At 64.2% G+C, this 23,405-nt stretch carries 16 protein-coding genes and 1 tRNA gene; 8 read left to right on the top strand and 9 right to left on the bottom strand.

Features of this window, described 5'->3' with window-relative positions; translation table 11 throughout:
- Positions 1 to 124: 124 nt before the first annotated feature.
- Entirely contained in the window at positions 125 to 4,717 is a 4,593-nt protein-coding gene (mobF, locus tag G6N64_RS14020) for a MobF family relaxase (RefSeq protein WP_174266808.1), read from the top strand.
- A 34-nt stretch (positions 4,718 to 4,751) separates the two neighbouring features.
- Here mobF and G6N64_RS14015 read toward each other — a convergent pair whose 3' ends face one another.
- The 3 genes from G6N64_RS14015 to G6N64_RS14005 are packed head-to-tail and all read right to left on the bottom strand — an operon-like array spanning position 4,752 to position 8,469.
- Positions 4,752 to 5,513 (bottom strand): hypothetical protein, encoded by a 762-nt coding sequence (locus G6N64_RS14015; RefSeq protein ID WP_163797610.1) that lies wholly within the window; start codon positions 5,511 to 5,513, stop codon positions 4,752 to 4,754.
- The gene (locus G6N64_RS14010; RefSeq protein ID WP_163797609.1) at positions 5,510 to 7,942 is read right to left on the bottom strand and encodes an EspK C-terminal domain-containing protein; all 2,433 of its coding nucleotides are present in this window, start codon (positions 7,940 to 7,942) and stop codon (positions 5,510 to 5,512) included. The genes G6N64_RS14015 and G6N64_RS14010 overlap by 4 nt, the downstream gene beginning before the upstream one ends.
- A complete protein-coding gene (locus G6N64_RS14005) occupies positions 7,942 to 8,469 on the bottom strand; it encodes a hypothetical protein (protein WP_163797608.1) in 528 nt (175 codons plus the stop codon). The genes G6N64_RS14010 and G6N64_RS14005 overlap by 1 nt, the downstream gene beginning before the upstream one ends.
- Positions 8,470 to 8,752: 283 nt before the next feature.
- Here G6N64_RS14005 and G6N64_RS14000 point away from each other — a divergent pair, with 283 nt between their 5' ends.
- Positions 8,753 to 8,971 carry a hypothetical protein gene (locus G6N64_RS14000; protein WP_246231152.1) on the top strand — a complete coding sequence of 73 codons (219 nt, stop codon included), beginning with the start codon at positions 8,753 to 8,755 and terminating at the stop codon, positions 8,969 to 8,971.
- 216 nt (positions 8,972 to 9,187) lie between these two features.
- Here the strand turns inward: G6N64_RS14000 and G6N64_RS13995 are convergent, their stop codons facing one another.
- Positions 9,188 to 9,484, bottom strand: coding sequence for a hypothetical protein (locus tag G6N64_RS13995; protein ID WP_246231150.1), 297 nt, complete (start codon positions 9,482 to 9,484; stop codon positions 9,188 to 9,190).
- Between the two features lie 39 nt (positions 9,485 to 9,523).
- Entirely contained in the window at positions 9,524 to 10,252 is a 729-nt protein-coding gene (locus G6N64_RS13990) for a hypothetical protein (protein ID WP_163797606.1), read from the bottom strand.
- A 693-nt stretch (positions 10,253 to 10,945) separates the two neighbouring features.
- Between G6N64_RS13990 and G6N64_RS13985 the strand changes: the two genes are divergently transcribed.
- The 6 genes from G6N64_RS13985 (at position 10,946) to G6N64_RS13965 (ending at position 17,272) form a co-directional block, all read left to right on the top strand.
- Complete coding sequence (locus tag G6N64_RS13985; protein ID WP_163797605.1) at positions 10,946 to 11,755, top strand: helix-turn-helix domain-containing protein; 810 nt, start codon at positions 10,946 to 10,948, stop codon at positions 11,753 to 11,755.
- 6 nt (positions 11,756 to 11,761) lie between these two features.
- Positions 11,762 to 11,944 (top strand): helix-turn-helix domain-containing protein, encoded by a 183-nt coding sequence (locus G6N64_RS13980; protein WP_081650107.1) that lies wholly within the window; start codon positions 11,762 to 11,764, stop codon positions 11,942 to 11,944.
- Positions 11,941 to 13,242, top strand: coding sequence for a site-specific integrase (locus tag G6N64_RS13975; protein WP_163797604.1), 1,302 nt, complete (start codon positions 11,941 to 11,943; stop codon positions 13,240 to 13,242). The genes G6N64_RS13980 and G6N64_RS13975 overlap by 4 nt, the downstream gene beginning before the upstream one ends.
- 419 nt (positions 13,243 to 13,661) lie before the next feature.
- On the top strand, positions 13,662 to 14,846 hold the full coding sequence (locus G6N64_RS13970; RefSeq protein ID WP_163797603.1) for an ABC-three component system protein: 1,185 nt from the start codon (positions 13,662 to 13,664) through the stop codon (positions 14,844 to 14,846).
- The gene (locus tag G6N64_RS30700; RefSeq protein WP_220100566.1) at positions 14,833 to 15,336 is read left to right on the top strand and encodes a three component ABC system middle component; all 504 of its coding nucleotides are present in this window, start codon (positions 14,833 to 14,835) and stop codon (positions 15,334 to 15,336) included. Before G6N64_RS13970 ends, G6N64_RS30700 begins: the two co-directional genes overlap by 14 nt.
- 283 nt (positions 15,337 to 15,619) lie before the next feature.
- On the top strand, positions 15,620 to 17,272 hold the full coding sequence (locus G6N64_RS13965) for a DUF3732 domain-containing protein (protein ID WP_163797602.1): 1,653 nt from the start codon (positions 15,620 to 15,622) through the stop codon (positions 17,270 to 17,272).
- Between the two features lie 302 nt (positions 17,273 to 17,574).
- Here the strand turns inward: G6N64_RS13965 and G6N64_RS13960 are convergent.
- From G6N64_RS13960 to G6N64_RS13945, 4 genes are all read right to left on the bottom strand, one after another.
- Positions 17,575 to 17,651: transfer RNA gene (locus tag G6N64_RS13960), tRNA-Met, on the bottom strand.
- Positions 17,652 to 17,703: 52 nt separating this feature from the next.
- Positions 17,704 to 19,083 (bottom strand): FAD-binding oxidoreductase, encoded by a 1,380-nt coding sequence (locus G6N64_RS13955; protein ID WP_163797601.1) that lies wholly within the window; start codon positions 19,081 to 19,083, stop codon positions 17,704 to 17,706.
- A 131-nt stretch (positions 19,084 to 19,214) separates the two neighbouring features.
- Complete coding sequence (locus G6N64_RS13950; protein WP_163797600.1) at positions 19,215 to 22,232, bottom strand: UPF0182 family protein; 3,018 nt, start codon at positions 22,230 to 22,232, stop codon at positions 19,215 to 19,217.
- A 113-nt stretch (positions 22,233 to 22,345) separates the two neighbouring features.
- Entirely contained in the window at positions 22,346 to 23,368 is a 1,023-nt protein-coding gene (locus G6N64_RS13945) for a YlbL family protein (RefSeq protein ID WP_163801768.1), read from the bottom strand.
- Positions 23,369 to 23,405: the final 37 nt, after the last annotated feature.

Below are 23,405 nucleotides of genomic sequence, written 5' to 3'. Positions count from 1 at the left end.
CACCTCTTGCATGAAGGTCACGGTTTGGTAACGGCGGTTGGAATGTTGCTTCTGGTGGTGGTTTATTCTGCGGCTGGCTCCGTACTTTCGGGCTCATGCGGGCCAGGGGGTGCATGCGGCGTTGATGTCGATGCACAAGCTGACCGCCGGGGACGGCTACCTGTACCTGGTGCGGCAGGTCGCTGCCGCCGACAGCACCGAGCGGGGCCGCTCCAGCCTGGCTGACTATTACTCGGCCAAGGGCGAATCGCCGGGCCGCTGGATGGGCCGCGGCCTGGCCGCGTTGGCCGACACAGGAGCCCGTGAGGTTAGCGGCGAAGTGCGCCAACAGGTGTGGGCCGTCGAAGGCGGGTCGGTGGTCACCGAGGAGCAAATGAAGGCCTTGTTTGGGCTGGGTTGGCACCCCAACGCCGACAAGATTTTTGCCCATCTGTCCCCGCGATTGCGCGTTCAACCCGCGACGGCGGCCGCGCAGTTAGGCCGTAAATACCCTGTGCGGGAGGAGCCCTCGTCGGAGTTCACCCGTCGTGTCGGGAAAGCGTTCCGCGCTCACAACATCGGGGCCGGTCTGGCGGGCAACGCCACTATCGACGATGACGTGCGGGCAGGCATCCGTACACAGGTGGCTCGGGAGATGTTCGCTGAGCAGTTTGGCCGTGACCCGGCCGATGAACGGGAGCTGTCAGGGTTCGTCGCGCGGGCCACCAGGGCACGCACTACAGCGGTGGCCGGCTATGACTTGACGTTCTCTCCGGTAAAGTCGATTTCCGCGCTGTGGGCGATTGCCCCGCGAGAGATTGCCGAGCAGATCGAGGCCGCTCACGAAGCCGCGGTGGCCGACGTGTTGGAGTGGCTGCAAGACAACGCCGCCTTCACCCGTACCGGCACCAACGGTGTCGCACAAGTCGACACCGAAGGGCTCATCGCCGCGGTGTTCACCCATCGCGATTCACGTGCCGGGGACCCCGATCTACACACCCATGTCGCGATCGCCAACAAGGTGTCTTACCTCGACCAAAATGGGGTGCGCCGTTGGCTCGCTCTGGATGGTCAACCGCTGCACCGGCTCATCGTGGCGGCTTCGGAGATGTACAACACCCGCATGGAAGTTCACACCATCGACCGGCTCGGTGTGGACTTCGCCGAGGCGTCCCGTGGACGGGGTAAACGACCCGTGCGCGAGATCGTTGGAATGTCAGCGGAATTGATGATGCGTTGGTCGAGTCGTGGCATCGCGATCAAGGCCCGCACCGCCGAGCTGGCCAAGCAGTTCCAGCACAATCACGGCCGCGAACCCACCACCATCGAATCCCTCGCATTGGCTCAACAAGCGACGCTGGAATCGCGCGAAGCCAAGCACGAACCGCGCTCTTTCGCAGAGCAGCGCGCCACCTGGCGCAACCAAGCTATCGAGGTCCTCGGCCACGATGGATTGGAACGCATGCTGGCCACAGTTTTGGGCCCCCGGCGCGTCCAGAAGGCACCGGAAATCACCGCGGATTGGGTGGCGTCGCGTGCTGTCGCAATCATCGCCACCGTGTCCGAATCGCGCGCGACCTGGCAGGCCCACCACGTGCGCGCCGAAGCCCTTCGGGTCGTGCGGAACGAGGGTGTCGCACACGTGTCGCAGCTTGTCGAACGGCTCACCGACACCGCACTTTCTGAGGCGTTCTCGGTGCCTCACGCCCGTGTCGAGGACGGCGAGTTGGGTGAGCCTGTCGCATTGCGTCGCCGCGACGGTTCAAGCGTCTACAGCCGCCACGGCGTGGCGATCTACACCAGCCGCGAAGTTCTCGCCGCAGAGCAGCGCATCCTGGCCGCTGTCGCACGCTGCGACGGCCGCGTCGCCACTACCTCCGAGGTCGATATCGCGCTGGCCGATTCGGCCGCCCGCGGCAAGCCACTTAACCCCGGTCAGGCCGCGCTCGTCGAGCAGATGGCCACCAGCGGAGGCCGCGTCGCATTGGCGCTGGCGCCCGCCGGGGCGGGCAAGACCACGGCCATGGCCGCGCTGGCGCATGCGTGGCGCAGCTCGGGTGGACATGTCCTCGGATTGGCCCCGACCGCGGCAGCGGCGATCGTGCTCGGGGAGGATTTGGGCGCGACCACCGACACCCTCGACAAGTACGTCCACTGCGCTGATCCGGACAACGCTGCGACGTTCGGAACACCGCAGTGGTTCAACGACATCGGACCGGAGACGTTGATCATCGTTGATGAGGCCGGCATGGCGTCGACCGCGGGTCTGGACGCGATGATCGCTGACGCGCAGCGCAAGGGCGCGAGTGTGCGGTTGGTTGCTGATGACTGCCAGTTGGCGTCGATCTCGGCTGGCGGGGTGTTGCGCGACATCGCCACCGAGACCGGGGCGCTGACGCTGTCGGAAGTCGTGCGGTTTCACTCCCGCGCCGAGGCCGCGGCGTCTCTGGCGCTGCGCGGCGGCGATCCGGCCGGGATCGGCTTCTACATCGACTTTGGGCGCATTCACGTCGGCACCGAACAATCCGCGGCGGATACCGCGTTTTCGGCGTGGCTGGCCGACCGCAACGCCGGGCGCGACAGCCTGCTGTTGGGACCCACCAACGCGATCGTCGACGACCTCAACGCCCGCGCCCGCACTGCACGTCTGGCCGCCCTCATCGAGGCTGACCCGACCTGGCGGCCAGGTCGTGAGATTCTGCTCGCCGATCAACTCCGTGCCAGCGTCGGCGACGTCATCCGCACTCGCCGAAACGCCCGCTGGCTGCCCCTGTCGGTCACCGATTACGTTCGCAACGGCTACACCTTCGAGATCCTCGATGTCGCCCGCGACGGGGCGCTACGGGTTCGCCATCGAGGCACCGGGCGTGAGATCACCCTGCCGGCGGACTACGTCACCGAACACGTCACCCTCGGCTATGCCGCCACCATCAACGGCGCCCAGGGCTCCACCTCCGGGCACAGCTGCCACGTGGTGGGTGCTGAGCACCTGACCCGCCAACAGCTCTACGTCGCTCTCACGCGCGGCCGCGGCGAAAACCACCTGTACCTCTCGACCGCCGAAACTGACCCGCACCGCATCCTGGCCCCCAAGGCCACCCACCCTGACACCGCCGTGGACGTCCTGTCCCGGATCGTGGCCCGCGACGGCGGCCAGGTCTCGGCCACCACGGCCGCCCGCCAGGCCGCCGACCCGACCCGCAGACTGGCCGCGGCCGCCGACATGTTCACCGACGCCCTCGGCGCTGCGGCCGAGCACCAGCTCGGCGCGGGTGCCCGCGCCCGTCTTGACGCCCTCGCTGAATCAGTGCATACCGATCTCAGTACCTGCGCAGCGTGGCCGGTGCTGCGTCGTCGCCTCGCCATCCGGGCGCTCTCCGGTGCCGATCCCGGCGAACTGTTGGCTGCCGCCCACGCTCGAGGCGGCCTCGACGATGCCGCTGACGCGGCCGCGGTGCTGGATTACCGCATCGACCCCACCGGTTCTGCCGGCCGCGACTGCGGGCCGCTGCGCTGGCTGCCCGCCATCCCCGACCCTCTGGCCGGCGACCAGCAATGGAGCGACTACCTGCGCCGCCGCGAGAGCCTTGTCGAGGAGCTGGCGGCGCAGATCCGCGAACGAGCCCGCGCCTGGACCCCCGACACCGCGCCGAGCTGGGCGCAGCCCCTGGTTACGGCCAGCCCTGCTCTGGCCGCAGAAGTCGCCGTGTTCCGGGCCGCCACCGGGGTCGACGACGCCGACACCCGCCTCACCGGCCCGCCCCAATACCCGGTGGCCACCCGCGCAATCCAAGACCTGCTGCAACGCCACGGCACCGACGCGATCGAGCGCGACAGCGCCGACCCCACCCGCTTCAACGACCTTCTCGACGAGATTGACCCCCGCATCCGCGCCGACGCCTACTGGCCCACACTGGCCGCCCACCTCACCAATGCCGCCCGCGGCAACGACATTCGCGCTGCGATCACCGCGGCGGCCCAGCGAGGACCGCTGCCCGATGAGATGCCCGCCGCGGCGCTGTGGTGGCGGCTGGCCGACGCACTGTCCCCCAACACGGCTCTCCCCGATCGGCACGTCGTCGACCACGCCACCACCCAGGACAAAGGCGTGCACGCAAGCATGCATGCCGCCGAGCGTGCGCTCGTCGAAGTCCTGGCCGCCGCCTGGCGCAACGCCGACCCGCTCACCCTCCCGCGGCCACGCACCGACCCCGCCGCGGTCGCGCTGTCGGTGCCCTACGTCGTGGCCACCGTGGCGGCCGAGCGCTACACCCCCGACCTCGCCGAAGCGATCCACACAGCGGCCAACGACTCCAACCGCCACCACGTCCGCGTCACCGCGACCCCACAGCCCGACCGGCTCAGCCTCAACCACCTCGCCGAGCAGATCACCATCCACGAACCAACTCGGCGCGGACCGGTCATCGTCGTTGAGGACGCCGCGGCCGCCGACCCCGACGCCCTTGCGGCGGTGGCCACCGCCCTGGTCCCCGCACACGGCCGCCTCCTGCTGATCGACAACGGACAGCCCGGCAGCGCCCGCCGACTCCTCGACGGACTCACCCTCCCCTGGGCGGAAAACACCCGTCCCGCAGCGGGCATCGACAATCCCAGGCTCGCCGCCGCCGCCGATGAACACCTCGCCATCGCTGCCCGCAGCTGGCGAACCCTCACCACCGGACCCACACGCGATCGGGGCAGGAATCGCGACCGCGGACACGGCCTCGACATCGACTGACGGACACGCCATCACCGCCGCATAACCCCAGCGGTCAGGCTGTTTCCGGGTACCACCATTCGTGGGCCGCGCGGCAGTGCGCCACGGCCTGTGGGTCGAACACCTCGATACCGCGGAGCACGGCCTCGCACTCCTCGGCTGAACAGCCGAACTGCGTAAGCTCTGTCATCCACATCATCAGCGGACGGGCACTGTCCCCCGTAGTGGGCCACGTGGCCCATATCCGGCCGAAGGTGGCGGCCACGCTGTCACGGAAAGCCGCACGCACCGTGTCATGGGCTATGTCGAACAGCCCTTGAGCCTGCTCCGCGTAGGTAGCGAGCTGCGGTATCCCGAACTCGCGTTCCAGCACCGACGGAGCGGCGAACCCTAATGCAGTGCGCCAAGACTGTTGTGCAGTAACGATATCGGGATTAGGGCCGCTGGGCCGGATGTAGAGGAGATATTGGCCGCCCTCGGTGTAGCCGGCCTCTCGCCAATCGGGGTCGCGCCCAGGTATCCGGATCCTCGGCGGCGCTTTCAGCGTGGTGCGATCCCAACTCAAGACTGGCGGGTCGAGAGAGGCGTTCGCGCACAACATCTTCAGCGTCGCACCGATCTGTTCCAGCCGGTGGGCGTACCCGAGCAGTGGATAGCTCGGCGGTGCCGAGGTATCGCCCCAGCGGCCGTCCCCGGTGGACACATGAAACTCCCGTGCCCACAGAGATGCTCGGTCGATGGTATTGGCCAGCTCGGCATGCCAGCGCTCCAGCTCGACTCTCCAGCCCGCGCCGTCCGCACCCTCTGGAGTCGTCATCGAGGAGCCTCGTATTGGAGGTCCTCTTCAACGCTGACAAGGGCCTTGACGATCATGTCGCGCAGGTCAGGATCGCCGGTAGCGGCTGCGGCGTAGCACATGTCGGGTAGCGGCAGCGGGCGCCTGGACCACCCGCCGATGTGCTCGGCGGTACGCGCAACCATCCAGTGCGCCCGGTAGCCGGCCAGCTCTTCGGTGGTGTCGCTGGGATCGGCGACCGCGCCGGTACTGGTGGCGAAAGCCGGTCGGCGCATCGCGGTCATGACGTTGAGGGCCTTGGCCGCCTTATCGTAGTCCGCCCACTGCTGCAGGGATGGCTCGCGGTCACCGCCGCGGATCGCCCAGACCAGGCGTAACGCTTCGTCAATACCGCCATCGATGACTTGGGCCTGGGTTGTTGCTGCGTTGATCATCGCCGCGGTCACCGCCGAGACGATCCGGTCTTGAAAAATTGGGTCGGCGTCCATGATGCGTAGCAGCCGCGGATACACCTCGGGCCACAGCACCGCCAGCCGGTGCACATGCATGTCGTCGAGCACGGGGGCGGGCATCTCGACGCCTTGTTGTAGCAGCGGGTTGGTGTCTCCCGAGCACGACGGCGGATGCTCCACCCCGGCATCACGCAAGACGCTGACCCCCGCCGTGGTGGCTGCGGCGACCAGCTTCCAGCCCCACTGGGCGCGCATCTGGGCGTACTCGACGAGGACCCGTGCGGGATCGCCCCAGCCGAACCAACGCTGCCGAAATTCATAGTCCAGCAACGGATCTGTGGAAAGTACCCGTACCGAGCGCGGAACGAACACGCCAGCCGGGATGTAGCTGGACCCGTCATTGGAGGTGATGACCGTCTCGGTGCCGCTCGGGGAGCGGAACACCCCGACAGCCCACCCTGCCGCGGGATTGCGCGCCATGTAGGCGGCATGCTGCAGTTTCCAGACCAGCTCTTTTGCCGCCGCTGCGTCTGCGGACTCGCGGCGCTCCCGTGCGGCTGCAGTCTGGCCCGCAGCGACCACGCCGGCCGGAATCAGAGTCGGGCCCGCAGCCGCACTCGCTGCGGACGGGGCGGGCGCTGGCGGGGCATTGGTTGAGCTAAGGGAGCCCGCCGGCCCGGTCGGTGCCGGAGGCGGCGCACCTGCTGGGGGTCCCATCGAACCCGGCGGCAGCATCATTGGCGCACCACCGCCGCCGGTCCCCGCGCCGGTAAGTGCGGCAGCCGGGGCGGCGGGCGACACCATGCCTGGCTGCACCGCGGCCGGCGAGACGCCCCCGCCGGGGGCCGCCGACACCGGGGCTGCCGCCTGCCCACCACCGGCCGATAGGGCCGGTGACGGACTCGCTGGGGCTGAAGGTGGTGCAGACGGTATTTCGCCGCCCATCCCCGCCGTTGTCGTCGCCATTCCGTGGATGAATGCCGACGACAACGGCGACGCGCTGCCCGCACCTGACACGGCTCCTGAGTTCGGCACACCACTTGCTGCGCCGGGCATCTGACCGACACCGCCACTCAGCGGGTTAGACCCCATCCCCGGCATGCCGCCACTTCCCAGACCGCCGGGCATCTTCGGAACCCCACCGGAACCCATCCCGCCGCCACCCATGCCGCCCATCGACGGCATACCGCCACCGCCGAGCGCTAAGGCCGCCGGTGAAGAAGTCACGCCAGGCGTCGGCTGCGTCGCCGGTCCGGTCGCGGCCTTGATCCCCTCGTCACCTGCGGCCGACTTGCTGCCGGGACCAACTCCAGGCTGAGTGGTTGACGTACCTGCCGGATCTGTCGGCGCGTCGGCCACAGGCTCGGGTGCGTCGGCCCCGGCTTCCCGCTTTTCGGTGTCGCTGTAGGGGCTTTCGTCCTGTTCAATGCCGGGCGACGTATGGTCGACGGGCTGGACTGGTGGAGCGGTGGAAACATCGCCCCACTTCGTTAAAAGATCTAGTGCCCTTGTGTTTTCGGTGCTTGCCTTGAAGGCGGTGTGGGAGGCCACTGCGGCGGTTACTCCCGCCTCGGTTTGGTATCGGGCTATGCCCTGGTAATGGGTCACCAGGGCCTGGGCTTCGCCTGGAAGCTTCGCGCTCGCGATTTTGGCGTCCGCTTCGCGGACGAGCTGCTCCTGTCCTGAGCGCGTATCGCGTAGCACCGTGGCGATATCGGCGCACTTGTTGGCGCACTTCTCGTGCCATTCGGCGATCGTCTTGGCTTCCTCGGCCAACACCGCGCCCGCCCGGTGCGCCTCGTCGAAGCCCTGCGAATCCGCGGCATCGCGAAACTCCGCGTTGTCAGTCACGATTTTCTGGTGGATTCCGTCCCACGCCGCGGCACCAGCCCGGTAGGTCTGCTCCTGGGTGTCCCAGTGCGTCGCGTCCGGTGGCTCCATATCTGGCGTAACGATCAGCCGTCCATACGATCCCGCAGACCCTCCGACAGCCGGCATCAGCGCAACCCGCACTCGGACGTGATGACATCGATCAGTTCATTACTGCGTTCTTGTTCGTGATCGGCCTCGTCCCAGTGCCGCAAATTTAGCGCGTGAAGCATGTCGATTCTCGTTGTCATCCAGGCACGCAGAGGCTTCGCCGTTGAAGCTGGTGTGGCGTCAGACAGTTGCGTACGCAGGTACGAAACCGCGGCCATACCGGTACGTTTCTCCGTGGCCAGCGCGGCGAGGCTCTCCGGGCTTGTCCAGCTCTGCTCCAGCGCCTCGGCGCTGGACCTGCTCGCCAACGCCGTCGACCGTGCCGCCCGATCCCACTCCGAGCAGGCCGCCGCCTTCGCGGCCGCGGTGTCGCTGCTGCTGTAGGTGGGTGGCGGCGAGGGAACCACGTTCACCGTGTGCTGGCTCGGTTCGACCGGATGAGTGAGGGCCAGGCCGCTGGTCACCACTGCACCTATTGCGACCACGAACGCCGCCCTCGCGGCGGTGATCCCGGTGCGGTGACGCCACCGGCCCCTCATGGTCATGACACGACGGTATCGCGAGCGAGTGACACCGGGCCACCGCCGAGGGCACATTCGAAAGAGCAAATTTCCGCAGTTCTGTTGCCTATAGGTAACACTCGACAAATCAGCGCTGGTGGAGGGTGTGCCTGAAGTGGTCGAGATTCGAGCAGAGAAACCTCGCGAGTGGAATCGAAGTTCGACGACAACGAGGCGAAAGCCAGAAGCGAGCGCCTGAGTGCGTCGCCCACCACGATGAGCCCGTCCGTTCCCGCGCCGGATGTCCCAACTTCCCTATCCTGGAGGGATGACAAGCGAGGACGGTGACGCTGGATCAGAGCTTCCTCTGCCCCCAACTCCCCCGCGCCGCTTCGGTCAACTGCCCGACCTCGCTATCCCAGATGACTTCGACGAGCCGCTACCCCCTACCGAAGCCGCGGTGTGGGAAGAGCCTGACCCGGCCGACGAGGACATAAGCGCTGCACTCGACGTCGATGACTGGCCCATCAATGAGGCAGACCTGTGAGGATCGCTGCAGGAGTCAGAAGCAGACAGCACGCTCAGCGAGGAGGAGATCCGCGCTCGCTACGGCCCACCGCGGTCAGACACTAACGGACGAAATTCCCACTGCCTACGACTCGCAGGGGACAAACGACGGACTGACCCGCCGAGGTCGTCGACTGCGGCGAGCTCGCCGCGCACCTACGAGGGAGCCAGGCCGCCGAGTCTGCGAGGAATGCCTTCACTCGTCGAGAACTACGGGTGGTTCAAATGTTCTGCTGCCGTTGTAATCACGTTCGAGCTGGTCACATAGATCAGCCATTGCCTTGCGGATGAACTGTTGTTGAGTACTGATGCCGGTATGGGGCCGCGTCCACGCGATGGTGTTGACCATGCGCTCTTTCAATTCTTCAGGCACCGAGAGCAAAATATCGACAGACTTTCGACCAGGGACGCTCCGACCAACTCCGATGTCCTTACCTGCAGCGCACACAACACCATCCTTGATATCTGAAATCAAAAAACGGAACTCGGACATCGAACTCCGTATTAGGAATGCCCGCCAGAATCAGGACGCTCATTCTTCTTGCAGCCAAGCACTCTTGCTATTGAGGCAACAGGACACCGCCTCCGGCGATGCAACTTTTAGGTCGCGCAGTTCCACGACGCACTCCTCGTAGCTGAACCCTCCGTCAGCCAGTGCCTTCATCCATGCCATGAGTACCCGTCCCTCATTGGCCTGGGAAGCACGAGCCCAAATCCGCCCATAGGTGACCGCCACCGAGTGTGCGTAGGCTTCACGAACCACTGTCGAAGCGTCGTCGAAGAGCGCTTGTGAGATCGAGGCATACCGCTCCAGCCCGTCAGTGCGAATACCGCAAACACTGAGATACATTGCTGCGTTTGTCACTTCATTTCGCCAAAGATCCTGCAAAGTCGAGCGATGCGCGCTTCTTGATTGAAGGACGTGTACGAAGTCTGCGCCGATCACGTATGTCGGTGACTGGATCGCAGCCCCGTAACTGGGTGGCGTTACTGACACATCCTGGGCGCTCATGCGGCCTTCGAAAGAGGAGGCCAGGTTGACGCACGCGCCCCCAAGAAGCCTCCAAAGCTCCATGAGGTAGTCAGCATGCTGCGTGAGCGGGTATGTCATAAACACCGACCCATCAGGTAGGACCTCGGCGGTTGAAACCCCGAAAGATCTTGCCCAGAGTGCTGCTTGTCCAATGACATCCGCAAGTGCGGCATGTCTCCTGCCGAGCTCGAATCCGCGGTTATTTGCCTGACTCAGTTCATCGTTCACAACATGCCTCCGTGACTTCGGAGAAGCCAATCGGACCCATTGTCACCGTGGCCACAACGACGAGGCGCGCGCGTTCGACGGGGCTCAACTGCCATCGCCCAAAGCCTGCAGCCGACGTGGTGCGGTACACACCCCCAGGCTACCGGTACAGCGCGGTGATTGACCACCAATCCAAAGGTATTACCTAACAACAGCACTGGTCGCCCCCGGCCGACTGTCAGAGACGCATACGTTCATGGACTAATGAATGCTTCACCAGTGCACAACGAGTCGCCAACTAGGGGTCAACTAGCACTCAACTAGTGATCAACCATGCTGCTGCAAAACTAGTTTCGGGTTGCCAGGCTCGCACGGATAGACCACAGAGGACGCATACCCGCGGTCCCTGCGTGGATGTTTCTGATGCCCCCTTGCGCAGACGACATGGCCGGTCGCGGCGTAGCGCCCCGCACCGTTCCAGATCGCCTTTTGTCCGGGCGGGATGACGACAGGCATTGAAATCTGACTAAGTTGCCCAACGTAGTGGACGCCGTTTCATCCGTTCAACTACGTTCCGGTTAACCGAGATTGCTACAGCTCGTGACAGCCGGAGCGAGCGTGCACGACGTCCGTCCGAGCGTTCGCCTTTAGCCGTTCGAGAGAGTGTGGAAACCGAATGATCGACGCAATGATGTTGGTAAGTAGGGGCGATAGATGAGTTGGAAAGCACTCAACTGGTCAATAAGTATCGAGGTCGAGACTCCTATCGAGCGTCTTATCCTCATGCTGCTAGCGAACCGCGCAGACCAGAGCCTCTCCTGCTACCCGTCCCTAGGTACGCTCGTGTCGGAATCTTGTGCTGCGCGAAGCACGGTCCTAAAGGCGCTCAGCAAGCTGGAAGAGGCCGGGCTCGTTGTGCGAGTTGCTCAGTACCACAAATCCGGAGCCAGACGCCCAAGTCACTACCTCCTCAAAGTTCCCGATGCGACGCACTCGCGCCCCAGTCTTGATGTCGGACTCCCTCAGTCCGCCAACGCGACCGGGACCGTCCAATCTCCAGACCGAGACGGTTCACCTCCCGGACCGCCGGAGGTCCAATTCGCGGACCCCTTGAACCCTTCAATAGAACCACCACCCGAACCATCATCGGCCTCCGTGCTGGAGTCTCTTCCCACGCCGTGGCGAATTAGCAGGAGAGACGCGAGAAGACTGTCACCGGCAATCGAGGAGGCTTTCGCGGCGGGCTGGACATCGCAAACGTTGTTGGCCCACCTTTCATCCCGGCCTGAGGGAGTCCGTAATCCCGCTGCCGTTCTCGCGTCGCGGCTATCAGAGCTGCCAACCCCACCGACCTTCTCCGTCCGGCGAAAGAGGCCGTGGTGCGGCGAGTGCGAAGACCCCTTGTCGCGCACGATCACAGTCACACAGGCGGACGGCACAGAAGCAGCGGAGTTCTGCCCGCGGTGCAGCCCTCAGAAGCTGTCAGTGTCTAGAGACAATTCAACGACGGCTGAGGGGAGGTGAAATCAAATGGAGTCAAACGTATTTGATCATCTTCCGCTGCTCCTCGCGGTCCCCCGCGCGGCCAGCATTCTGGGAATTAGCCGCGCTGCTGCTTACCGACTCGCTGCATCTGGCGAGCTTCCTGTGCGCAGGCTGGGAGGACGCGTCTACATCGTCACTGCAGAACTGCGTGAGTTGATCGCCTCGTGAAGGGAGCCGTCTATCAGCGTGGGCGGACATGGACATACCGTTTCCGAGCGCCTGAAAGAGATGCTTCCACCGGCGAATATCCCACGATCTCGAAGGGCGGATTTCCGACTGAGAAGGAGGCATGGAAAGCGTGTCGCGATGCAATGCGGGAAGCGGATCAGGGTCGCGTGGTGCGACCCTCTACCCGCACGGTTGCTCAATTCTTCGCGGAATGGTTCGTCGCCGTTGAGGCATCAATGGATGCCACAACGTGGCAGAACTGGAAGGACTACGCGAGGAGCTACGTTGTGCCGCACATCGGGGCAGAGAAGCTCCAGCAGCTCGATGAGCCACAACTGCTGAAGCTGTACGCCAAACTCCTTACCGAAGGCCGGATCAAGCAAGACCGAAACTACGAGATGTATCGCTATTGGCTGAGCCATGTGGTCGACGGAGAGTCGCCGGCACCCCGTGAAGTCGCCGAGGCCTGTGGCACAACGATTCACGCCGCCCGTGCCGCTGTCCGTCGGTACAAAGCAGGAATCGTACCGAGAAGGGTGGATCCCGGGCTAGCACCAAAGACTGTTCGAAACATTCACGCCATGATCCACCGAGCGTTGGTCGATGCCGTCGCCTGGAAGTACAAGGCTCACAACCCAGCAGCGAACGTGAGGCCGCCTAAGCGTTCCCGGGCTCGGCGCACTGTGTGGAACCCGGAGCAGATACAGAAGTTTCTTCGGGCGGTCAGCCACGATCGATTCGCCGCGCTCTTTCTTCTAGAACTCACCACCGGAATCCGTCGCGGGCAGATCTGTGGCCTCAGATGGCATGACGTCGACCTGGACGCTCGCGAGATCACAGTGCACGACAACCGAGTGGTCGTTGGCGGGCACGCGCGAGATAAGGCCGGCGGAAAGACGCGCAACGCAGATCAAACTATCGCGATTGACCGAACTACCGCTGCGGCACTGGAGCAGTGGCGTGAGCTCCAAGATGAAGAGCGGGCATTCTTCGGGACGGACTATCACCCCGGGAACTACGTCTTCACGTTCCAAGACGGCCGACCGCCGCACCCCGATTCCATCCGTCAGAGGTTCGACCGCTTGGCGGCTGCCGCCGGGCTCGAACGAATCACCTTCCACGATCTTCGGCACTCGTACGCGACCGCCGCTCTGAAGGCTGGCGTCAGTCCCAAGATCGTGAGCGAACGCATCGGGCACGCAGACGTCGGATTCTTCCTGCAGACCTATGCGCATGTGCTCAAGAACGATGATCGAGACGCTGCGGAGCAGGTCGCGGCGTTTTTGATTGAAGGGTGACTAGGGCAATAACCGCGATCTGAATGACGACGGGATCGCCGAGCGCGGACGTAGACGCCAGTCGGTACCGAACTACATGCGCACCCCGGGTTCATGGGCGAAAGCTTTCTGCGGTGGCAGATCAGCGTTCTATGAGCTTGTCGGCTTGGCGGAGATCACGTGTGGCGGCCGAGCTTAGGAGCCGGCCCCATGAGTCACACTGGTCCTGAGTTCGGAGCTGTTGCGCGATGTGTTGAACCGATCGGGCGCACGCAGGGCCGGTGCCCCTCACCCCAGCCCACACACCATGGCCTCGATGCCCGCCCGCCGACGTCGTGATGTAACAGTTCAAGGCCCAGCGGTAGAGCAGCAAGATAACGTACTCGCAAGACCGCACTAACCGGGGGGCAAGCGAACGTGTTGCAACGGGGAAAATAGCGATGGCCACTGCGAGTCATGGCGTCGCCGGCCAGGCGCTGGGCTATGTGCATCAATGCTTATGGGCGCTGGTCGAACTGGCAGTGCGCGCCGCCGAAGATCCGGCATTCGAACTGCGACTCGAAGGCCTTGACGACATTCAGTTCGACTTGGAAGGGTCCCCGGTCGACCTTCTTCAGCTCAAGCATCACGTCGGCACACCTGCAGTCCTGTCTATCAATAGCGTGGATCTGTGGCGATCGCTAAATGTATGGATGGACGTGCCGAGCGATTTGAACGTGGTACTCCGACTTGTAACAACGGCGCAGGTCGGTGACAACTCGGACCTCGCCGGTCTTCGCCCAGGCACTGGACGAGACGTCGACAACACAATCGCCGCTCTGCTCGCCGCTGCGAAGGCGTCGGACAATAAGACAACGGCATCTTGGCGGCAACGGTTTATTGATCTCGACGAATCAGAGCGTGAGAATCTCGTCGACCGCATCGTTATTGAGGACGCGTCGCCGCGCGCGCCTCAATTGAACGATGCATTAACTAAGGCTTTCCGCTATTCCGCGCCGCGAAACACTGAGGTGTTCATTGAGCTGCTCAAAGGGTGGTGGACCGGCGTAGCTATCGATTTGTTGGCGGGATCGCTCGAAGCCGTCACCGGCCACGATTTGCTGAACGCAGTGGCTGATTGCGTCGATCAACTGAAATCAGATACGTTGCCGGTCGACCCTGCAATTCTGCTTATCGGCCGACCAGACACCGAAGGCTACGAAACTCGTTGCTTCGTTAGACAGCTGCTATGGATTGCGCTTGATGAGACGCGACTTTGGAAAGCTATCCGTGACTACCATCGCTCATACACGCAGCGATCATTTTGGTTGCGCTATCAGCTGGTTTCTGAATTAGAGATTGATAGATTTGCGTTCCGGTTACACGACGAGTGGGAGCAAGTCTTTGATCGCCGAAAGGCGGCCATGATCAGAGAGGGCAGGCTTGATAAAGACGTCGTGGGCCAGGAAATACTCGATGATTTGGCACGAGAGTCGAGAGCGCGACTCCGTGAGCGTTTTGAAGAGTCATGGTTCAATCGTGGGATGTTCCATGCGTTAGCGGACGGCGAACTCAGCGTGCAGATTGGTTGGCACCCGGAGTTCCAGCAGAAATTAGAGGAAATGCTAGTCGATGCCACAAGCTGAATACAGTTCCACGGCTTCGCCGCGGCGCCTCCCAGAAGCCATCGCCCTTTTCAACTCAGCGTTTGCGACCGAATTGCTTGTAAATGCTTGCTGGTTCAAGAGTCAGCATGGCAGCGAAGGCCTTCCTTGGCCCGCCGCCTTCTTGATCCTGCCCCTCACGTTGCATCCCCCGACTCGCCAGGAGTTGCCGCGAGATTCCCGCTTGACTCTAGCTGCGTGGGCAGTGGCCCATCCGCAACTGACTGCTGACATGGATCACCGGGTCGCCGTCATGGCTGAGCCGACGAAACGCGCTATTCGGCGGGGCCTCCGCGTAGGTCGCCTCGGCCTCGTCGGCACCAACCTCGTCGCTCTCGCCAAACCACGCAATCCGACTGCGGCCTGGCCGGAAGAGTTGGCTACTTCAACAAGAGCCGCACGGATATGCGGGCGCTGGTTCAACGGAATCCAGACAGCCTTCGCTCTCGAATTACTCGGAATAGGCAAATAACGTGCAAATAATTTCACTCGGCGTGTTCAGTCATGACGGCGAGAGGCGAGACGTATTTTTCAAGCCTGGAAAGCTGAACATTTTAACGGGGAAGTCGAAGACTGGAAAGTCAGCCCTACTAGACATAGTGGAGTTCTGCTTAGGCCGAAACTCAAATACAATACCTGTCGGCATTAGCACCTACGTTTCTTGGTACTATCTTCTCGTTGAAAGAAGTGACGAAAGAATATTACTCTGCCGTCCGAATCCAGAATCCGCGAGCACAAATCGCGCAATGATCACGGTGGGTGACGCATCCCTCGGCCCGCCCAATTTTAACGATCTGATGGTCAATGCGGACACTGACGTTCTGCGTGATAGTTTGTCCGAAAGACTTGGCATAGAACATTTTACAATCGAACATGGCGATGGTTCCTTGCGATCATCTTTCGATGTTTCCATTCGCCAGGCTTTGTTTTATTGTTTTCAGAAACAAAGTGAGATAGCCAGTCAGGATATTCTGTTTCATCGGCAGGTCGATGATGACCTACGTGTGACGATCCGCGAGACGTTGCCCTACTTCGTGGGATCGTCCAGCCCAGAGCAAGCTGCGCTTTATAGGCAACTCGTTGCAGCTAGAAGAAATTTGCAACGACTACAAGGAGCGCTGCGGCGAGCCAACGAGGACGTGCACGAGCGCGATAGAAGAGTGTCTGCCCTCGTGCGTTCCGCAGTAAGTCTGCGCGTCCTCCGCGACGATCAAGTAATCACGCCTGATCAGACGGCCGACGTCTTGAACCAGATCCTCCAGTTCAGGCCTGACGACACCGACGCCGAAGGCGAGCCACTCTCGGATCGCCAGATCGAAATCCATGAGGAGAATCGCCTCACTCGCGTCCGTCTGCGCGAGTTAGACGATCAGATCGAGGTGCTGACGAGGCTTCAGACTGAGCAGTCAAGCTCAGGAGTCGAAGCGGGAATTCAGCTAGACCGACTCCGCGCGCTCGATTTGATGCTGCCGAAGGGCTCCGGCAAGGACGAGCAGGCTGTGTCATGTCCCCTATGCGATCAGACACTCGTTGAGCCGGATGAGACGATCACCGACCTCCGGCTCCTATTCGAAGAGCTGCAGCGTCGTTTGAATGACTCGCGGGGATCGCAGACTCGGCGAGGCTCTGTAATTGAGCAATTACGCGCAGCAAGAAACCCGATGCTCACGGCTTTGCGTGAAAATGCGGTCGAGTTAGAGGCGATAGCTCAGCAAGAAGCTGCAGTTGCAGCCGGCAGAGAGCTACGAGAACGGGTCGCTTTCCTGCAAGGACGGGTTACCCAGGAACTTGATCGCGGAGTCGAAATCGACCAAAGCATAGGCGAATTACGAAGTTCTGAAAGGAGAGCCCGAGGGCAATTAGCTCGGTTGGAAGAACTCTACGACCAAGACAACCCTGAGGCTGCATTGCGGTCAACTATGGATGCCATCTCGGCGGTAATGACCGAATATGCAAGATTCCTGGAGCTGGAGGGGTCTCGGTATTTCGTACGCCTCGATCCAGTTCAACTGACAGTGGCCGTGCAGGAACCAAACAGGCGAGTGCCGTTGCAGCGCATGGGAAGCGCCGAGAACTGGGTTGGCTATCATTTGGTGGCACACTTGGCGTTACATCGCTGGTTCGTTACTCAGAGTCGACCCGTACCGCGTTTCTTGATGTTTGATCAACCCACGCAAGCCTTTTTCCCCGAAGAAGTCGTAGACGCCGCCAACGACGAGAACGCGGATTGGGAGGCCGTGCGGCGTCAGTTCACCCTGATGCGAGACGTGGTGGGTGAGCTTGGCGGTGAGTTGCAAATTATAGTCTGCGACCATGCCAACCTGGCAGATGATTGGTTCCAGGATGCCGTCATTGACAACTGGCGGAATGGCGAAGCACTGATACCCGAAGCGTGGATAGACGACTAGTTCTCTCACCTCCCGGCGACATCGTCGACCCACCGTTGTCCTCCGGCGGGCGCGGTTCCCGGCGACCTCACGAACGAGGCGCCAGCGCCTACTAGAGGTCTTATGGCGATACGGCGGAACCGCTCTACTCCGAGAGAAAAGCGTCGCAGCTTGATCATGAGCCGCAGCTGTGTGGTGCCGCGCTACACCGACGACAGCTAGGGCGACCTCCGGCTGCGCAATTAGCCAAGCTAACGTTCACAAATGCGTTCACAAACCTAATGAAAACGGCCCCCGGAGTGATCTCCGGGGGCCGTTCTACCTGGTAGCGGGGACAGGATTCGAACCTGCGACCTCTGGGTTATGAGCCCAGCGAGCTACCGAGCTGCTCCACCCCGCGTCGGGTGAACGCAAGGTTACCTAAGCCGTTGGGCTAAAACCAAATCGGCTGCTCAGGCCAGTACACCGGCGGGATCGTGCCGAGCCGCGAGCGCCAGCAGCCGGTGCAGGGTGTCCTGGTCGTAGCTCCGGGAGAGCCGCTCCGGGGCGCGCGATTGCGCGAAATTGGGCATCTGACCACCCGTGCACCAGGAACCGAGCGCTGACACGAGAGCCGCGGCGTGCGGGGACACCGCCTCGGCGACCGGAGGGGCCAGCACGCCGATCGTCGACAGCGAATAGGCCGCATTCCGGTGGCAGAATGCGCTGCGGTGACGAGGATCACGTGCCAGCGCCCCACCGATCAGGCGCAGCTCCACGATCGTCTGTGGCGACCCGGACCCCGGACCCGCGGCGGCCAGGATCGCGTCGACGGCCTCGGCCGGTAGATCGGCCAGCAGCGCGTGGTCCTCACCGACCGGCATCGGGTCCACCGGATCGGCGTGCACCATGCCGATGGCCGCATGCGGATGCACGCCGACGGAGTCGAGGATCGGCGTGGCCGCCGCACGGATCGGTGCCAGCAGCCGCTCGGCGGCCTCGGCGTCTACGCGAGCGCCGCGGTTCGCAGCCTGGCCGACCGCGACGTAACGCACCGCCACCGTCATGCGGCCCGCGAGCGGCGCTGGCACGCCGGGCAGTGGCGGCAACTGCTGGATCGCGATCGACGTGTTGACGGTCTCGGGCAGGGCCGCACTCCAGGACCGCCAGGCGTGCAGCACGGCCGCGGCATCGACACCATCGAAGTACATTGCGCCACCGTAGAATTCGTCGATCAGCAGCAGGTCGAACTCGATCGAGGTGACGACACCGAGCAGTGACTTCCCACCCCTCACGCCCCAGAACAACTCGGGGTGCTCGTCGGGCGTCACCCGCAGCACCTCGCCGCCGCCGGTGACCAGTTCGACGGCCCGGACGTGGTCCGACGAGAGCCCCACCGTGCGCACCAGCGGGCCGATGCCACCCCCGGTGAGGTAGCCGACCACCCCCACCCCGGGAGCGGACCCGCACGGCGGCGCCAGACCCTGCGACGCGGCGGCGTCGATCACCTGCTGCCACGTGGCGCCCGCGCCCACCCGCGCGGTGCGTTCCACGACGTCGATCACGCATCCCGACAGCCCCTTCGTCAGGATCAGGACGGTGTCGTCGCCGACGGCCGTCGCACCGTGTCCGGTGGCCTGCACGGCCACCCGGAGGCCGCGGGCGGCGGCGAACCGCATCACGGTCGCCACGTCCGCCGCCGACGTCGCGAACACCACGGCTGCCGGACGCACCGGCACCGCGACGTTCCACGGCGTCGCGCGGTCGTAGACCCGTTCGCCCGGCAGTGCGACCGGTGCGGGAACGGCGTCCCGCAGCTCGTCCAGGGTGTCGACGTCGCGGGTCATGGTCATCGGTGGTCCTTTCAGCAGTGCCGTCGGGCGAAAGGATCATCGACGTCACTTGGCGTCCGCTTGGCACGGCGGGCCCCGACAGCACGATGTCCCCCGATCCAGGGATCGGGGGACATCGCGTCAGTCAGGCGTCAGCCCGCGTCGCGGTACCTCGCCATCGCATCGTCGAGGCGCTGGAGCGCCTCGCCGTACTGCGCGAAGTTGCCGCTCTGCTGAGCCGTCTGGATGGAGTCCAGCGCGCTGTTGACCTCCTGCAGCGCCGCGGCCTTCGCCTGTGACAGCTGCACCGGTCCACCTGGCGGCACCGCGGCAGGCGTCGGAACCTCCGGCGCCCTGCCCTGACCCGGCGGCGGCGAGGCAGGCGGCGTGACACTGCCCTGCTGCGGCTGCGCAGCCGGCGGCGTCCCGTTGCCCGGCTGACCGACGGTCGGCGCAGGCCCGGTGGCGGTGGCGCCCGCACCCGGCCCGAACAGCTCGTCGAGGGCGTCACGCACCGTCGGCCCGTAGCCGACCCGGTCGTTGTAGAGCATCGCGACACGGATCAGACGCGGGTAGGACGACGCCGCGTCACTCGCGCCCGGCGAGGCGTACACCGGCGCGACGTAGAGCAGACCGCCGTTGCTCACCGGCAGGGTCAGCAGATTGCCCCACCTGATCCGGTTCTGGTTGTCCCTGCCGATCACACCGAGGTCCTGGCTGACCGCGGTGTCGGTACTGATCGCGTTGAACGCCAGTTTCGGCCCGTTGACCTGACCCGGGATCGTGAGCACGGTGATCTTGCCGTACGTGGCGGGATCCGAACTCGCGCTGATGTACGCGGCGAGGAAGTCACGCCGGAATCTGTTCATCGCGCTCGTCAGCTGGAACGACGCAGAGTTGTCGTTCTGCGCGATGTCCTTGGCCACGATGTAGTACGGCGGCTGGTAGCTGCTGGCCGTCGGGTTCGGGTCCAGCGGAACGTCCCAGAAGTCCGACGTCGAGAAGAACGTCACCGGGTCGTTCACGTGGTACTTGGCCAGCAGCGCGCGCTGCACCTTGAACAGGTCCTCCGGGTAGCGCAGGTGCTCCTGCAGCTCCGGGGTGATCTCGGACTTGGGCTTGACGGTGTCCGGGAAGACGGCCATCCAGGCCTTCAGCACCGGATCGTTCTCGTCCTGCTGGTACAGCGAGACCGTGCCGTCGTACGCGTCGACGGTGGCCTTCACCGAGTTGCGGATGTAGGACACCTGCTTGTCGGGTGCGAGCCGGTTCAGCGCCACCTCGTTGGAGTCGGCGGTGGCCGACGACAGCGAGGTCAGCTCGGAGTACGGGTAGTTGTCGAGCGTGGTGTAGCCGTCGACGATCCACACGATGCGCTTGTTGACGATCGCCGGGTAGGCCCCGTTGTCGGTCGTCAGCCAGGGCGCGACCGCGTTCACGCGCTGGGCGGGGTCGCGGTTGAACAGGATCTTGCTGTTCTCGCCGATCACGTTCGAGAACAGGAAGTTCCGCTCGGCGTACTTCGCGGCGAAGACGCTACGGGACAGCCAGTCGCCCACCGGGACGCCGCCGGTGCCGCCGTAGGTGTAGTTCTTCGTCTCGGTGTTGGTCTCGACGTCGTACTCGCGGTCGTCGCCGTTGCGGCCGACGATCGCGTAGTCCTCGGCCGTGTTGGCGATGACCGGGCCGTAGTAGATCCGCGGCTGGTCCAGCGGCGCGGGCCCGGGCGAGACGACCTCGCCGTTGGCACCGACCACGCTGGCCAGGAACTCGGGGTAGCCACCGTTCTGGTTCGGGTCGTTGGCCACGCCGCGCACCGTGTTGGCCGGCGAGGCGATGAAGCCGTTGCCGTGGGTGTAGACGGTGTGACGGTTGATCCAGTCCCGCTGGTTGTCGATCAGGCGGTCCGGGTTCAGCTCGCGCGCCGCGACGACGTAGTCGCGCAGGTTTCCGTCGGGGCCCTGGTAGCGGTCGATGGACAGCTGATCGGGGAAGAAGTAGAAGTTCTTGCCCTGCTGGAACTGCGTGAAGGCGGGGCCGACGATCGTCGGGTCCAGCAGCCGGATGTTCGACGTGGTGGCCCGGTCGGCCGCCACCTGCTGGGCCGTCGCCTGGGAGTTGCCGCTGTAGTCGCGGTAGGTCACCGTCTGGTCGGTCAAGCCGTACGCCTGGCGGGTGGCGGTGATGCTCCGGCTGATGTACTCCGATTCCTTCTGCGCGGCATTGGGTTTGACGCTGAACTGCTCGACGATCAGCGGCCAGCCGGCGCCGATGATGAGCGACGACAGCAGGAGCAGGACGACGCCGATCGCGGGAATGCGGAGATCCCGCAGGAAGATCGCGGAGAACACCGCGGCAGCGCAGATGACGGCGATCGCCAGCAAGATGAGCTTGGCGGGCAGCACCGCGTTGATGTCGGTGTACCCGGCGCCGGTGAACGGCTTGCCACCGCGGGTGTTGCTCAGCAGCTCGTAGCGGTCGAGCCAGTAGGCGAACGCCTTGAGCAGGATCAGCGTGCCGCCCAGCGAGATGAGCTGGATGCGCGCCGCCTTGCTCAGCGCACCCGTCCGGCCGGCCAGCCGGATACCGCCGAAGAGGTAGTGGCCCAGCAGGTTCGCGATGAACGCGAGGAACACCGCGACGAAGAGGTAGCTCAGCACCAGCCGGTAGAACGGGAGGTCGAACGCGTAGAAGCCGAGGTCCATGCCGAACTGCGGGTCGGCCACGCCGAATTCACCGCCGTGCAGGAACATCTGGACGCGCACCCAGTACGTCTGCGCGACGATGCCCGACAGCAGGCCGATGAAGGCCGGGACGCCGATGGTGAACAGCTTCATCCGCGTCATCACCGCGGTGCGGTAGCGGGCCACCGGATCGTTCGGGCCCACCGACGGCACGAACACCGGGCGGGTCCGGTACGCGAGCGTCAACGCCCCGAACACGATGGCGCCGATCGCGAGGGCGGCGACCAGGAAGACCACTATGCGGGTCACCAGGACGGTGGTGAACACCGAGCGGTAACCGAGCTCGCCGAACCACAGCCAGTCGACGTACGTGTCGACGAATCGGGGGCCGATCAACAACAGCAGCACGATGGCGAGCGCAAGGCCCACCAGGATCCGGTTACGTCGCGTCAGCTTCGGCATTCTTGCCGCGGGCCGCATCCCCACTCGTCTACTCCACTCTCGGGTGCCAGTCACTGGCAGATCGGTCGCGGGCCCCCCGACAGCGAGGGACCACGCGGCGTGGCCCCAACCTTACGCAAAGGTCGCGAAGGGAGTTCTCAGCAAGTGGGAGCTTCGCCGTCGGCGGAATACGACTTCAACGACTCGACGGCGTCGGTCAGAGTGTTCACCTTGATCATGGTGAGCCCGTCCTCGTGCGCGGTCTTCGCCTCGGCGCAGTTCTCGGCCGGGACCATGAAGACCGTCGCTCCGGCCTCGTGCGCCGCCAACATCTTGTGGGTGATGCCGCCGATCGGGCCGACCTTGCCGTCGGCGGTGATCGTGCCGGTGCCCGCCACGAACTTCCCGCCGTTGAGGTCTCCGGTGGTCAGCTTGTCGATCACGGCGAGGCTGAACATCAGGCCGGCCGACGGCCCGCCGATGTTGGCCAGGTTGAAGTCGATCGTGAAGTCGGCCCACGGCGCATCACGCACGCCGGTGCCCAGGAACCCGTAGTCGCGGTCGGGGTTGTCGCCCAGGGTGACCGTCGTGGTGCCCAGGTCACCGCCCTTGCGGCGGTAGTCGATGACGATCTGGTCGCCCGGCTTCGTCGCCTTCAGCAGCGCGGTGAACTCCTCGAGGTTGGCGACGGGCTTGTCGTTCACCATGTCGATGGCGTCACCGGTCTTCAGCTTCCCCGCCGACGGACCGGGGTCGGTCACCGACTCCACGGTGACCGCCGCCGGGTACTTGAGGAACGACAGCGCGGCGTACTCGGCGTTGTCCTCCGAACTCTGGAAGTCCTTCGTGTTGCCCTCGTCGATCTCGTCCTTGGACTTGTCGGGCGGGTAGACCAGCGCGCGCGGCACCAGCTGGTCGCGTCCGGACAGCCACAGCACCATCGCCTGACCCAGCGAGATCCCGTCGCTCTGCGAGACGGTCGTCATGTTCAGGTGCCCCGACGTCTTCTGCACCTCGGTGCCCTCGATGTCGACGACCTGCTTGCCCTCCACCTCGCCGAGGGTGTCGAACGTCGGGCCGGGGCCGAGCGCGACGAACGGCACGGGGACCGCCGACAGCAGCAACCCGAACGCCACGATGGGCACCAACGCCACCAGCACGGTCAGAAGCCGCCTGTTCAACCCGCCAATCACGCTGCCCACACTAGGGCTCGCCGGG

It is taken from the genome of Mycolicibacterium sediminis, assembly GCF_010731735.1.
GTDB classification, from domain to species: domain Bacteria; phylum Actinomycetota; class Actinomycetes; order Mycobacteriales; family Mycobacteriaceae; genus Mycobacterium; species Mycobacterium sediminis.
This window is presented reverse-complemented; position numbering and strand designations above follow the sequence as displayed.